11 protein-coding genes are annotated in these 14,815 nt (G+C 50.0%); all 11 read right to left on the bottom strand.

Going from position 1 to position 14,815, the window contains the following annotated elements; genetic code table 11:
• Window position 1: 1 nt before the first annotated feature.
• Window positions 2–394: a hypothetical protein gene (locus WS_RS02420; protein ID WP_011138429.1), complete on the bottom strand. Its 393-nt coding sequence runs from the start codon at window positions 392–394 to the stop codon at window positions 2–4.
• Between the two features lie 43 nt (window positions 395–437).
• Window positions 438–2,786: a tetratricopeptide repeat protein gene (locus WS_RS02415; protein WP_049770622.1), complete on the bottom strand. Its 2,349-nt coding sequence runs from the start codon at window positions 2,784–2,786 to the stop codon at window positions 438–440.
• 66 nt (window positions 2,787–2,852) lie between these two features.
• On the bottom strand, window positions 2,853–4,343 hold the full coding sequence (gene nuoN / locus WS_RS02410; RefSeq protein ID WP_011138427.1) for an NADH-quinone oxidoreductase subunit NuoN: 1,491 nt from the start codon (window positions 4,341–4,343) through the stop codon (window positions 2,853–2,855).
• Window positions 4,343–5,863, bottom strand: coding sequence for an NADH-quinone oxidoreductase subunit M (locus tag WS_RS02405; protein ID WP_011138426.1), 1,521 nt, complete (start codon window positions 5,861–5,863; stop codon window positions 4,343–4,345). Before WS_RS02405 ends, nuoN begins: the two co-directional genes overlap by 1 nt.
• A 3-nt stretch (window positions 5,864–5,866) precedes the next feature.
• Window positions 5,867–7,714: an NADH-quinone oxidoreductase subunit L gene (nuoL, locus tag WS_RS02400; RefSeq protein ID WP_011138425.1), complete on the bottom strand. Its 1,848-nt coding sequence runs from the start codon at window positions 7,712–7,714 to the stop codon at window positions 5,867–5,869.
• 3 nt (window positions 7,715–7,717) lie between these two features.
• Window positions 7,718–8,020 (bottom strand): NADH-quinone oxidoreductase subunit NuoK, encoded by a 303-nt coding sequence (gene nuoK, locus WS_RS02395; protein WP_011138424.1) that lies wholly within the window; start codon window positions 8,018–8,020, stop codon window positions 7,718–7,720.
• Window positions 8,020–8,592 carry an NADH-quinone oxidoreductase subunit J gene (locus tag WS_RS02390; protein WP_011138423.1) on the bottom strand — a complete coding sequence of 191 codons (573 nt, stop codon included), beginning with the start codon at window positions 8,590–8,592 and terminating at the stop codon, window positions 8,020–8,022. The genes nuoK and WS_RS02390 overlap by 1 nt, the downstream gene beginning before the upstream one ends.
• Window positions 8,585–9,202: an NADH-quinone oxidoreductase subunit NuoI gene (gene nuoI / locus WS_RS02385; RefSeq protein WP_011138422.1), complete on the bottom strand. Its 618-nt coding sequence runs from the start codon at window positions 9,200–9,202 to the stop codon at window positions 8,585–8,587. Before nuoI ends, WS_RS02390 begins: the two co-directional genes overlap by 8 nt.
• Before the next feature lie 5 nt (window positions 9,203–9,207).
• Window positions 9,208–10,197, bottom strand: coding sequence for an NADH-quinone oxidoreductase subunit NuoH (gene nuoH, locus WS_RS02380; protein WP_011138421.1), 990 nt, complete (start codon window positions 10,195–10,197; stop codon window positions 9,208–9,210).
• Between the two features lie 1,437 nt (window positions 10,198–11,634).
• Window positions 11,635–12,564, bottom strand: a complete 930-nt coding sequence (locus WS_RS10805) for a 2Fe-2S iron-sulfur cluster-binding protein (protein WP_011138419.1) — start codon at window positions 12,562–12,564, stop codon at window positions 11,635–11,637.
• Window positions 12,565–12,572: 8 nt separating this feature from the next.
• Entirely contained in the window at window positions 12,573–14,813 is a 2,241-nt protein-coding gene (locus tag WS_RS02370) for a 2Fe-2S iron-sulfur cluster-binding protein (RefSeq protein ID WP_011138418.1), read from the bottom strand.
• Window positions 14,814–14,815: the final 2 nt, after the last annotated feature.

Below are 14,815 nucleotides of genomic sequence, written 5' to 3'. Positions count from 1 at the left end.
CCTATGTCAAATCTTGCAGGCAAAGCCCTAGTGAAATAATCCTCTCTTCTATCTCTTGAAACTCTTGGGCATACTTCTCTCGCTCTAAAGAGGGGGTGATCTTTAAGAATCCTCGATCTATCCAAGCTCCTCCATTGCGACCTTTTTCTAAAGTAGTCAATAGCGCATACTTAAAGAGCCAAGAACCATTTTGATAGACAAAGAAAAAACGCCCTCCAATCTCTACGGGTAGATTCGCTCCATTGGGAGCAAATGCCTCCTCTAGGCGTGTTAGGCGCTCCTCTATCCCTTGAAAAAGACGCTTGATATTCTCCCTCTCCCAAAGAGGCTCGTCATACTCATGCAAAAATCGATAGCTCTCTTCAAAATAGCTTCTCAGCTCCTCTAGCTCCATCCCATCCTCCTTCTCTGTAAGCTCAAAACCCCAAAGGGCTCATTTAGTTGAGTAATTTTAACGCCTCGGCGCATAGATTCTTCCATGCACTCACGCCTTCGACCTTGGAGCACTGCTCAAAAGATTCTTTGGCTAGAGCTTTTTCATCAAGACGCTGGGCAATAGAGCCGCGAATATAAAGGGTCTTGATGCGCTCCTCTGGCTCTAGCGTTAGCCTAGAGAGCTCCTCTGTGATTCCCAAAGCCTCTTTGAAGCGCTGCGTTCTTAGGAGCGATTCGATATAGGTGAGCTCCGCCCAAGGCGAATATTCTGGTCTAGCGTGGAGCTTTTGGAGACGCAAGAGCTCCTTGGCATAAATCTCAATCGCCGTCTCATCCAAGCGCTTGGACGCCCAAACAAGCATGCTCTTATACGCCTCAATCATGCGATTATCCTCAGGGAATTGCTTCTGGAGGCGCGCAAAGACCTCCCTAGCCTCCTCTTCTCGATTCTGCTTCACCAGTGCGTTAAAGAGAGTGAAGGCGATATCATTAAAAATCGGCTTTTTGAGCGAATCGGCCAGCACCAGCGTGTCTCTAGCGGCCAAAGTCGCCCTGGGGAAATTCATCGAGGCCTCCAATACTTTGGCGTAGCGATAGAGCCACTCAAGACGCCAGGAGAGATCAGGGAGGGCGATCCCCTCTTGGGCGAGCTCTTGGGCTTTGGCTAGGAGGGAAGATTTCATGAGACAATCAAAACCCTGAATCTTCTCCTCATTCCCTAAAGCCAAAGAGGAATATTTCTGCAGATAGAAAGAGGCGCTCTTGCAATCCTCTCTCTTGAGTGCCTCTTGGGCGAGCTTGGTGGCCGATGAGAGGAGTGCGGGGTGATTTGGATCTAAATGGCGCTCAATCTCAAGCACCTTGGGATACTCCCCTAGCTCAGCGTAAGTCTCGGCCTTGCGCTCATAGGCTCGCCTCTCTTCGGGCGTCCCCGGATAGCTCTTAATCACATGGTCAAGACGCTCCAGGCGCTTGGTGGCGTTGTTTTCATCCAGCACAAAAAGAAGCTTATCATCCCGCTCGATGATCTCCTTGATCGCGGAGCGATTGGCATACTTCTCTTTGTAGAGGCGATAGATTCGATGCGCGTCATCAAAGCGCTCGGCCGCTTCATACCATATCCCCGCTTGACGGATGAGGCGCTCATCCAAATCATCATCCTCCACCTTGCCCTTCCATAGCTCCTCAGCGATTCTTGCACTCGCGCCATAAAAGCCCTGATCCACCCATCGCTCTAGCATCGCATGGGTTTTGGAGGGCTCTTTTTGGAAATGGCTTGGATTGGCTTCCAAGACCTTAAGCAGAAGCGATTCGGCCTCTTTGAAGTTCTTTTTGGATATCTGATAATCCGCCAGTCTTACCGCGGCAAGCGAAGCGGTCTCTAGATTTTTACTCTCATTGAGCGCATCGGTGTAGAGTTGAGGAGCGCGCTTGTTATCCCCGCGCTTAAGGAGCTCATCAGCAAGCGCAATCTTGGCCAAAAGCTCGAAATTATCCCCTTTGTGCTCACTAAAGAGCCGCTCATAGTAGTAGCGCGCCTCATCAAAAAAGCGCATATTCCCATAAGCCTTTGCCAGCACATAGAGCACTTCGGGGATACTCGCATCTGAAGGATAGGCTCGACTCCAGCTTTTGGCCAACCCCACCAAATCTTCCATGCTCTCAGGGTCGCTAAGCGCCTCCATCGCACGAATCTTAAAAAGCAGAAGATCACGCTTAAAAATTGTCTCAGGGTAGCGCACCAACGCCTCATCAATAGCCGCTAGTGCCTCTTTATAGGAGTGACGCTCCATGAGGCTCTTGGCGCTCAAATAGAAAGGAACATCATTGCCGCTCTCAATGATGAGGGGTTTTTTGAAAACATCCAATGCTTCAATAAAAGGGGTGGTCGTCCCCTCCATGGCGATAGGGAAGTTGATCCCCATGCTTTTTTTCTCCCCCAAAAAAGGAATCTTCTCCTCATATCCAACCACCTGCCAACGCTTAGAGAGCTTGGCTTCCTCCTTCAAAAGGGGAGCTTGGGTTCTGGGATCAACATGAAGCGCAAAGAGTTTGGCGCGCTTTTTAGGCGTGATGACTAGATAGAGGGAGGAATCGATGCGCTTGGTTTCGACCTTGAAAAAGAGGGTGTTGCTCTGAGTGAAAGGGGTGGAGGGTTTGCCTTCCAAAAGACAGATCACCTGCTCGACTTCACCATGTCGATTGATCTCCTCTTTGCAAGGGAAGAGCTGATCATGCACAAGATTGAGCACTGCAAAGCTCTTGCCCTCCTCCTTTCCGCTATTAATCACCACATCTAGCGACCAAAGTGGAGTGAGAAAGAGCCAAAAGAGAAGCAACCAAAGAGGCATGAAACTCCCTGTTTTTTATGGAGATTATACCATCTTTGCCTCTTTAAAGGGCGCGGAGGAGGGGGATTAGAATCCGCTATACTCCACATACTTAAGGATAAAATCCAAAAGTCTATCCACAAAAAAGACTGAAAGAATCACCACACTCGCTGAAAGTCCGATGATCGTCCTTAGGGGCATCGTGGCGTTTTTCATGAAGACATCCCGCTCATTGCTCTTTTGAGGCTCTTTGAGGAACATATAGATGATGAGTTTGAGATAGTAGTAGGCCGAGATGGCACTATTGACCGCCATGATGAGTGCTAGCACGATAAAACCACTATTTAGCGCAGAGCTCATGAGATACATCTTGCCCCAAAAGACCGCAAAGGGGGGCACGCCCGCGAGGCTTAACATGAAGATTCCCATGAGAATCGCCCCCACAGGCATGATTCTTGCCATCCCCGAGAATCGCTCATAGGGGTGATCGTAGCGATGATTCCAATGATTGATCTTACTCCTAGAGACCCACAACATCGTGAAGGCTCCAAGGTTGGTGAAGAGGAAAAGAATCCAATAGAGAAAGAGGGCACTGGTGGACTGTGTGGTGTTGATCATGATGGCTGCAAGCGCGAATCCTGCGTGCGAAATGGAGCTGTAGGCGAGCATCCGCTTCACATCCTCCTGCACCAAGGCCATGATATTGGGAAGCGTGATAGTGAGAATCGTGAGGAAATAGAGAAGGTTGCGCACCCACTCAATCTCCGAAGCCAAGAAAATGTCAAAAAACCTCATCGCCACAATAAATCCAGCGATCTTAGGGACCACCGACATATAACCTGCCAAGACAGAGTTGGTGCCCTCATAAACATCGGGCGTCCAAGTATGAAAGGGGACAAGTGAAATTTTAAAGCCAATGGCAGAGCAGAGGAAAACAAATCCTGCAAAGACGAGCCAAGACGGCTGGAAGTCGCGCTCCACTAGCACCTCGGCCATTACATTGAGCTCAAGCGTGCCGCTGGCCACATAGAGCAGCATCGAGCCAAAGGTAAAGAATCCCGCCGCCAAAGCTCCCATGGTGAAATATTTGATCGCTGCCTCAAAGGCGCTTTGACGGTTGTGCATCGCGATGAGCGTATAGAGGGCGAGAGAAGCGGTCTCTAAGCCTACAAAAATAAGAATCAAATGATCGCTAGAGACCATGAATTGGAATCCTGCGATCATAAAAAGGAAGAGCGCATAATACTCCGGATAGGAAAATTCATGGAATCGCTTCGAGGTGAGCGCCAAAGGGATAAAGAGCGCGGAGGCGATAAGAATAATAAACTGTGAGAGAATTGAGATTCCATCGATGAGCATAAAATCAAAAAACCCTCGGCTATACCCCTCAAAATAGAGCACTGCACCCAAATCGAGCACGATAAAAATAACACTTAGCATCGTGTAAAAACTGCGCGAGCTATTCTTGGTGAAGAGGTCGATTCCAAGAATCACCAGCGCACCCGCAATGACCACCGCCATGGGCAAGATAGTGGAAAGATTGAGGCTCTCTAGGGGAATATTGACAACTTCTAGCATTATAGGCCTCCTTCTGCTTTGGGTGTCCCCAGCCACTCTTTAGCGCTTTGGGTGCGCGCTTTTTGTTGCATGAGCTCCATCATCCCTTTGACACTCACATCAATAGGAGCGAGGATGGGCTTGGGGTAGATTCCAAGCCAAATCACCACCACCACCAAGGGCAAAAGCGCTGCTAGCTCTGTGCCATTGAGGTCTTTGAGGGCAGCGTTCTCCTCGCAAGTCACCTTGCCAAAAAAGACTCGCTTAAAAAGCACCAGCATATAGACTGAACCTAAGATGATGCTTGTTCCTGCCAAAAAGGCAATCCATGGAGAGGCCTTGAAGAATCCAAGCAGAGAGAGGAATTCACCCACAAAGCCCATCGTGAGAGGCAATCCCACCGAAGCCATCAACATAAGACCAAAGATCGTGGCGTAGTAGGGCATCACGCTAGCAATCCCGCCCATCTTGGCGATGAGCTTAGTGTGGCGCCGCTCATAGATCACCCCCACTAGCATAAAGAGCGCCCCACTCACGATCCCATGGCTTAACATAAAGAAGATCGAGCCGCTGATTCCCTCGACATTGAGCGCAAAAGTTCCAAGAACAATCACTCCCATGTGCGAGATAGAGCTATAGGCGATCACCTGCTTCATGTCCTCTTGGGCGTAGGCGACCATCGCTCCATAGATGATCATCACAAGACAAAGAATCGCGATAGGTATCGCAAAGGCGACCGAGGCATCAGGAAAGAGAGGGAGAGAGAATCGGACAAAACCATAGGTTCCCATCTTAAGAAGCACCGCGGCAAGGATGATTGAACCTATCGTGGGGGCTTGCCCATGGGCGTAGGGGAGCCAAGTGTGAAAGGGGAACATCGGAACCTTGATCGCAATCCCCGCAAAAAAGGCGATAAATAGCCATTTTTGGAGCTCTAAAGGGAGCACTAGCATATGCCAATCCAGAATCGAGAAGGTCCAGATTCCTGTAGTCTGATAGTAGGTGTAGGCAAAGTAGAGCATCCCCACGAGCATCACAAGCGAGCCCGTGAAGGTATAGAGGAAGAACTTCACCGCCGCATAGATTCGCTTGCCACTTCCCCATGCTCCGATAATATAGAGCATCGGCACCAAGGAGAGCTCCCAAAAAAGGTAGAAAAGAATCGCATCCAGTGCAGAAAAAACCCCCACCATGATCGTCTCTAAAAAGAGGAGCGAGACGATGAGCTTTTTGGTCTCGTTGGGCTCATTGAGCGAGATGAATCCAATGAGCGAGATGAAGGTCGCCAAAATGATCAAAAAGAGGGAGATTCCATCCACGCCCACAAAGTAGTTGATTCCATAACTCGCCACCAGGGGGAGATGGTGGATAAACTGCATCTCACCGCTTTGGGTGTCAAAATTAGCCCACAGCACCAAGGCCAACACAAGCTCTAGGGCACTCACCACCACCGCGAAAGATTTGATGTTTTCATTCACCAAAAGCGCCATAAGCGCAGCAATTGCGGGGAAAAAGATCAATAATGTTAATAGATATTCCATGCCCTACCCTCGTATTCCAAAAATCATGAGCACCAAAAGGAGCGCCAAACCAAAGAGCATGAGGCGCAACATTTTGGAGAGGTTCCCACTCTGAATGGGTCGTGCGCACTCTCCACTCTTGTAAATCGCCCTTGCAATGAGATCCACCGTGAAGTCGATGATCTTTAAATCAATCATTCGCCAAGCCATCTCTGAGAGTCGCTTGTAGGGAATCATGACGCACTTCTCATAGATTTGGGGGATGTAATACTGCGCGCTAAGAAGCTTGTAGATTCGACTCTTCTCCCATGAGGGATCAAATCCTCCTTTGTAGTATTTATAGACCGCATAGAAGATTCCACTAAGAGCCATGGCGCTAGCCAAAAAGATAAGAGCCCAGTGAGTCATCACCCCCAGCTCTTTGTCATGAAGGGGCAAAAGTGCGCCCACATAATGATGGAAGGGGCTCTCAAACCACCCACTCACTACCGCTAAAATCGCTAAAGGAATCATCGCGCCAATCATATAGGGATAGGCCTCATGAGGATGCTCGTCATGATTTTTGGGGACAAAAAAGACAAGCATAATAAGCCTAAAGCTATAAAAGGCAGTGAGTCCTGCGCCCACCCAGAGCATAAACCAAAGGACAAAATGACCCTGACTAAAGGCCGCCTCTAGGATTTTGTCTTTAGAGAAGAATCCCGCAAAGGGGTAGATTCCCGCCAGCGCCACCGAGGCAAGAATCATCAGAATCGCCGTGGCTTTGAGGGGCTTATAGAGCGCTCCCATCTTGGTGATATCGAGCTTATCGTGCATCGCGTGCATGACATTTCCCGCACCAAGAAAGAGGAGCGATTTGAAAAAGGCATGTGTCATAAGGTGGAAAAGCGCCACCCAATAAGCCCCAATACCCGCAGCCACGAACATATATCCAAGCTGAGAGAGCGTGGAGTAGGCAATGATTCGCTTCAAGTCGCGATTAACCAGTGCCATGCTCGCGGCAAAAATCGCTACAAACGCCCCTAGGCAAGCGATGAGATAGCCCACATCAGGAATCAGATCATAGATAGGATGGGAGCGAATCACCAGATAGACCCCCGCGGTGACCATGGTGGCAGCGTGGATGAGCGCCGAAACAGGCGTGGGCCCCTCCATCGCATCCGCTAGCCATGTGTGCAGAGGAAATTGAGCCGATTTTCCCATCGCGCCGACAAAAAGGAGCAATCCAATGAGCGTGAGAGTGGAGCTCTCCACTTCACTCGCTTGCGTAAAGACCTCCTCATAGCGCACGCTTCCAAAGGTCCAAAAAAGCAAGAAGATTCCAAGCAACATCCCAAGATCGGCGATTCGGTTCATGATAAACGCCTCGTTGGCGGCAAAACTCGCGCTCTCTTTGTGATACCAAAATCCAATCAGCATCCAAGAGCAGAGCCCCACTCCTTCCCATCCGATAAAGAGCCCAAGATAGTTATCGCTCATGACCAAAACAAGCATCGAGAAGACAAACGCCGACAAGTAGGCGAAGAATCGATTGAACGAGGGGTCGTGCTTCATGTAGCCAATGGAGAAGATGTGCACCATCGTGGAGACCACCGTCACCACCAACATCATGGTGGCACTCACCTGATCGACCACAAACCCAAAGGAGAGGGAGAGATCTCCCGCCCCAATCCAATCCATCAGCCTCGCCTCTACGCTCGCTCCATGCAGAGTGTAGATAAAAAGTGCGATGGAGCAGGCCATAGAGAGCGCCAAAAGAGCGGAGGTGAGGATTCCCAAAAAGAGCCTCTTGGATCCAGCGGCCAAAGTTGCACTCAATAGCGACCCCACCAAGGGAGCAAAAAGCGCTGTGTAAAGAAGGTTTTCCAACATCCCTTATCCTTTCATCAGCTGGAGATTATCCAAATCCAGACTGCCATTTTTCTTATACCAAAGGATAAGCAGTCCAAGCCCCACGGCCACCTCGCTCGCTGCCACCGCAATGATAAAAAACGAGAACATCTGCCCCGCCATATCATTCATGTATTTGCCCGCTGCGACCAAACCAACATTGACGGCATTGAGCATGATCTCTGTGGAGAAAAAGAGCATGAGGAGATTCTTGCGCCGCATCACCCCAACAAGCCCAATCATAAAAAGGAGTGACGAGAGAATAAGGTAGTGGTTGAGGGTGACCATCAAAAGCTCCTTTTTTTGGTTTTTTTAAGAAGAATCTCCGCCTCTTCATCGCTCATAAGCGTGAGGGATTGATCCATCTTTTTGCCCGCTAGCACGATTCCTGCGATCATCGCCACCAAGAGCATCACTGCGGCTAGCTCAAAAGGCACAAGGTATTGGGTGAAAAGAACATAGCCAATCGCCTCGGTGTTACCAACCCCCTCAGGAATAGGATGGCGTGCATCAAGCGAGAGATGGATAAAGGGGGCGCCTAGAATCACTAAAAGCAAAAGCGTGACGATTCCAATCAAGACCCAAAGAACCCATCGATTCTCCTCTTTCTCCTTGATCGCTTTACTGCTATCAAAAAACATCATTCCAAAGGCATAAAGCGCCATCACCGCTCCTGTATAGACGATGATCTGCGCCACCCCAAGAAACTCCGCGCCAAGCATAAAAAAGAAGGCTGAGATGAAGATCATCCCTGCGGCTAGCGCGCTTAGGGCATGAAGAACATTGTTAGTGGTCACCACAATCAAAAACATCGAAGCGCTGAGTGCGGCAAAAAGATAAAAGGCGATGGTCTCAAACATTCTCTTCTCCTTTGGGAGTGAAGTAGGCTAGAGGGGTCTTTTTGACCTTGGAATCGGCGTCTTGACTTAAAGCCCCAAAACCAGGAAACTCCTTCTGTCCTTGATTCATGAAGCGCTCCATAGGGGTGAGCATATCCTCTTTGAGCCCGAAGTGCGCCCTCTGTTCGCTGGCATTCTCATAGCGTCCGCCATGAACAATCGCTAGCTCAGGGCAAACCTCCGCGCAGAAACCGCAAAAGATGCAACGCCCAAAATTAATGGTGTACTCATGTACTTTTTTGCGTCCATCCTCTCCATAAGAGGTCTCCATGCGAATGCAATTGCTAATGCAGATCTTCTCACACAAGCCACACCCGATGCAGCGCTCATTTCCACTCTCTAGAAGCCTGAGCAACTCATGAATCGCCCGATATCTAGGCGAGAGAGGAAGCTTCTCTTTGGGGTATTGTGTGGTGTGAATGTTAAAGCGCAACATCTCTCTTAGCACAAGCCAAAGCCCCTTAAAGAGCTCTCCGCTCACGCTCCGTCTAAAGACTTGGAGGAGCCTACCGCGCACCGTCACAGGGCAGTTGGTGCCTTCGATAAAAATATATTTCTGCTTCAAATCCATCCCTCCTACAAAATCAGCACAATGCCCGTGAGGACAATATTTAAAAGCGCTAGAGGCATGAGAACCTTCCAGCAGACCCACATGAGCTGATCTGGCCTAATGTGAGGCCACGCCGCCCTCACCCACAAAAAGAGGAAAAGGAAAACCGCCACTTTGAGTAAAATGGCGATTCCTCCGGGGATGAACCAAAGCGGATTAAATCCCCCAAAAAAGAGGAGCACCACAAGAAAGGCGAGGGTGATCATATTGGCATATTCGCCAATGAAAAACATTCCCCAGCGCATTCCTGAATACTCCGTGGCAAATCCCGCAACAATCTCCGCCTCATGCTCCAAAAGGTCAAAAGGGGTTCGATTGAGCTCCGCATAACCCGCGATGAGAAAGAGTAAAAAGGCCAAGGGCTGAGACCAAACAAGCCAATCAAAGATTCCTCCGCTTTGATAGTTGTTAATCTCAATGAGCGAGAGCGATCCGACCATCATTAGGGGTGCTAAAATCGAAAGCCCTGAGACCACCTCAAAACTGAGCAGCTGCACAGTCGCACGCGCTGCTCCTAGGAGTGACCATTTGTTGCCTGAGCTCATTCCCGCCAAAAGAGGACCATACATTCCTACTGCCCCCACCCCAAGCACAAAGAGAATCCCGACATTAATATCCGCGATAATGGGTCGCACTGTATGGCCAAAGAGCTCAAACTCAGGGAAGAACGGCACCGCACTCATGGCGATAAAGGCCGTGGCCGCAGAGATCACGGGAGCGATTTTAAAAATCGTCTGGTTGGCCCCCACGGGGACAATATCCTCTTTGGTGAAGAGTTTGATTCCATCGGCTAAGATTTGCAAAACCCCGTAAGGCCCCACATGCATAGGCCCCAATCGACGCTGCATGAAGGCAAGCACCTTTCGCTCAACATAGGTCAAAAATCCAGCCAAAGCCGAGAAGATCGCCACGACAACCAAGACTTTAAGAATGGTTTCGATGATATAAGGGGTCATGATTTCGCCTTTTTCACAGAAAGATGAGAGAAGGGATAGCCCGTGGGAAAGAGCGGATGCGCCTCTCCAAAGTGCTCATAAATCGAGACAGCCAGAAACTCTCCCTCCATGGAAGCATCGAGATAGAGAGGGAGCGTGAGTGACCCCTCTGGTCCCTCAAGCCTGAGCTCCTCGCCTGCTTCCATTCCTAAGGACTCCATCATCGCAGAGGAGGCGTAGATTCCTGCTTTGGCCTGCAAAATGGATGAACGCGCACTCCAAGGGGAAAATTGTGATTCGGGGTTGCGTGCGTAGGCGTTGGCCTTGAAATCCTCCCGCTCTTTTGGAATCTCAAGCTCCAAAACCTCTTCTTTTTTCACCCCATCCACCACAGGGGCAAGCTCATACCCCCTTTTCTCACTCCCATCATTCTCATAGTGATTAGGGAGAGAATCAAAGGCCACTTCCAAGAATCCTTTCTCTTTAGGGAGCAAAGGGGTGTAGTGGATCGTGTGCTCCTCTTTGAGTCCTAGGGCTTTGGCAATATCATTAAGCTCATATCCCTCATAGGGAAGAGCGGGATGGAGAGGAATCACTCGTTTGTCTATATTGGTGAAGGTTCCCTCTTGTTGATTGAGAGCGGGCATTAAGAGATGGGCTCTCTCGGGAAGAGAGGAGAGAATGAAGTCTCCTTGGGTGTTATAGCCAATAGTGTATTCTCCCTTTTCTTCATCCAAATCACAAAGGAGAGCGACCCCTAGGGTGTTGGTGGAGGGAGGGGTGAGAAGAATCTTAATGGCGCTATGCTTTTGGAGGATTCCTAGCATTCTAGCGATATTGGTGGCTCTAGGATGAGCGTAGAGATCCGCTCCAATGACAAGAATCGGAGAGGAGGCTTGGGTGAGGGAGGTGCGGAGGTCAAACTCCCACCCTAATGCACTCGCCAAAAGGCTCTCATAACGCTCCTCTTTGGTTGGTTCTTCACCCTCATTAGCAGCAGGAATCTCCACGCTCGTCCAACGCTCTTTACCCTCCAAATACTCCAAAAAGGAGCCCCTTAGAATCTCTCTTGGAAGGGCAGCTTGGAGTAGCCATGCCACCGCCTGCTCCTCTTTGAGGGGAGCATAGGAGAGGGAGGTGACATTTTTTCCAAGATTCTCCATTGCCTTATCCTTGAGAGGGTGGAGACAAAGGAGGCTAGAGCCTTTGTTCATCTTGAGGGCGTTGTTGATCGCGTATTTCACTACAGGCGCCTCATGACGAATCGATCCTCCAAGGGTGAGGATAAAGTCACTCGCGCTCACCTCGCTCCTCTTACCCTCATAAAGCGTCCCTGCGGTTTGGCTAAAAGCGCGGAGAAAGTCGCCAAAACGCTTGGCTTCGGGATTGTAGAGCCTATATCCATGCTCCTCTTTGAGCTTTTGGAGGATAAGCGCCTCTTCATTGGTGATATAACTACTAAAGGCAATCGTGTCTGCTTTTTTGAAGGCTTCTAGCGCTTCGTGGAGCTGCTCTCTCTCTTGCCCCAAAGAGGGGGGGGGCAAAATCAAAGCCAAATCGCCCCGCCCCGCAGAGATTCCCAAAATTCCAATCATTGGTGACACGATAGATTTTGCCCTGCTTGGTCTCATAGCCTACCATGCAACCCACCGCACAGTGAGCACAAGCGCTCCAAGTGGTCTCTAGCTCCCAAGCATTGCTCTTATAGTGAAAGTGCTTCGTGCTGAGCGCCCCCACGGGGCAGACAGAGATGCACTCGCCACAATCGGTGCAATCCTCTTCGCCCACATGGCCAATGAGCGATTTGCTCATCTTATTCCAAACCCCATAGGCATCCTTGGGCATACTATCTTTGAGCTCTTTAGCGGGTGCATCCGCATCTCGCTTGATTGTTTTTAGATTGGCGCTCCCCACCATATCCTTACAAACCGTGACGCATCGCTCACAAACGATACAGAGGTTGGGATCATAGAGCGCCTGCCCCCAAGTCGCCTTCTCTTTTGAAGAATCGCGAATCGAATAATCCTGTGTATAGACCCCCATCTCTAGCGTGTAATTCTGGAGCTCGCACTCCCCGCTTTTGTCACACACGCCACACTCTAGGGGGTGGTTGATGTCATACACCTGCATGATGGCGCGCCGCTCCTCAAGAATTTCGGGGGTCTTAGTGTAGACCCTCATCCCCTCTTTGGTTTTGGCATTGCAGGCGTAAACACGCTTGCCATCAGCCTCGACCATGCAGAGCTTGCACGCTAGTGTGGGTGAACAGCGCGAAAGGTAGCAGATCGCTGGGATGAAAATCCCTCTTGCTCGCGCCACCTGAAGGAGGTATTCACCCTCTTCACACCTCACCTCCCTCTCATCAATCCACAGGGTTATCTCGCTCATCTTCCCTCCTAATCCAGTTTACTGATTCTCACCCGTTGATAGGCGTATCCATAGCTCTTATCCATCTCTTCTTTCTCACTTCTATCCAAAATCGCCACCACCCCTTTCATCAAAGGGTCTTCTTCAAAGATTCCCCTCCATGTAAGTAACGGGGAGATCATTTCAATACGATCCCCTGATTGAATCTTAGCAGCCAGAGCAAACTGCCTCCCTCCACGAAGAGAAACCTCTTTCTCCTCGCGTTCACAAATCGCTCCGATTGCCTCAGGACTCACCGAGGGGAAATAGACCACGCTTCCATTAAACTCGCCGATCTCTTCCACCTCTTCAAGCCCCAAAGGGGCCTTGGGCAAGACGCAGAGCGAGGCATCACTCAGATAATACCCCCTCTTCTCACTCCCATCATTCTCATAGTGATTAGGGAGAGAATCAAAGGCCACTTCCAAGAATCCTTTCTCTTTAGGGAGCAAAGGGGTGTAGTGGATCGTGTGCTCCTCTTTGAGTCCTAGGGCTTTGGCAATATCATTAAGCTCATATCCCTCATAGGGAAGAGCGGGATGGAGAGGAATCACTCGTTTGTCTATATTGGTGAAGGTTCCCTCTTGTTGATTGAGAGCGGGCATTAAGAGATGGGCTCTCTCGGGAAGAGAGGAGAGAATGAAGTCTCCTTGGGTGTTATAGCCAATAGTGTATTCTCCCTTTTCTTCATCCAAATCACAAAGGAGAGCGACCCCTAGGGTGTTGGTGGAGGGAGGGGTGAGAAGAATCTTAATGGCGCTATGCTTTTGGAGGATTCCTAGCATTCTAGCGATATTGGTGGCTCTAGGATGAGCGTAGAGATCCGCTCCAATGACAAGAATCGGAGAGGAGGCTTGGGTGAGGGAGGAGCGGAGGAGCGAGAGCTCCTCTTCAGAGAGATTAGATTCAGAGCTCACATAGCCCCAATCCAATTCTTCTAAAAACCCTTCTACACTCCCATCCACAGCACACCCCTCTAGAATTGAAGCCAAAAGAAGCGCCACCACGCCCTCTTCTGCGCCCACCTCATAGCGCCACATTCCATGCGCTTTGATTCTTGATTCCTCTAACGGATGGAGCCAGTAAAGTTTCGCCCCTTGGCGGGTTTGAGCTTGGGACATGGCGCTTTTAAGCAGGGGGGCTTCATCATAAAAGCGACCCCCCAAGGCCACAATACAATCACTCATCTCCACGCTCTTCATCTTTGTCTCATCACTCCCTCCAAAAGAGGCGCGCATCATGCGAGCAAAAGTTTGAAAAGCTAGAGCTTCGGGATTGTAGAGCCTATATCCATGCTCCTCTTTGAGCTTTTGGAGGATAAGCGCCTCTTCATTGGTGATATAACTACTAAAGGCAATCGTGTCGGCTTTTTTGAAGGCTTCTAAAGCGTTAGCAAAGGCGTGTGTGTCAGGTTTCATCACTTTTCTATTCCTAAAGGCGTATCTCCCCATCTTGCAGAGCGCTCCAAACTCGCGATCGTATGAGATTCGATAGATTTGGCTCTCTCCTTGGCTGAGAGCGCCTTGGTTTTTGGTCTCATACTCTAAAGGGCAAGCGAGCGCGCAGTGGGGGCAGCTTGAAGAGTGCTTTTTAAGCTCCCAAGCATTGGAAGTATAGTGAAAAGCCCTTGAAGAAAGCGCTCCTACAGGGCAGACGGCCACGCACTCCCCGCACTCGCTACAGTGGGATGATTCTTTAAAGACAATTCTGGAGGAGAAGCCCCCTGGTAAAACGCGCAGACAAGAATCACCGATGAGCTCATTGCAGACCCTCACGCACCTCTCGCAAACGATGCAAAGCGACTCATCATAGGAGATTCCACCCTTCCATGTTTCAAGGGCGCGCGCCTTCTCTCTTGCGGCAAAGGGCTGCTCGTTCACCCTTAACTCATGCACTCGATTCTGAAGCTCGCACTCCCCGCTTTTGTCGCACACGCCACACTCTAGAGGATGATTCATCGCATAAAATTGCATCAATTGGAGTCGATGCTCTTCCAGCGCTCTGCTCTTAGTCGCGATCTCCATCCCCTCCTTGACAGGAGTTTGGCAGGAGAGTAGATAGCCCGCACTCCCTCTCTCTTCCACGAGGCAGAGGCGACATGAGGCGATAGGGGAGAGCTTGGAGAGATGGCAGAGAGTGGGAATATGGACCTTTGCTCTTCGCGCCGCTTTTAAAATCGTCTCTCCTTGGCGCGCCCTGATCTCAATTCCATCAATTCTTAATCTTACCATGC

Source organism: Wolinella succinogenes DSM 1740 (assembly GCF_000196135.1).
GTDB classification, from domain to species: domain Bacteria; phylum Campylobacterota; class Campylobacteria; order Campylobacterales; family Helicobacteraceae; genus Wolinella; species Wolinella succinogenes.
Note: the sequence above shows the minus strand (reverse complement) of the source record. Positions and strands in the feature narration are given on the sequence as shown.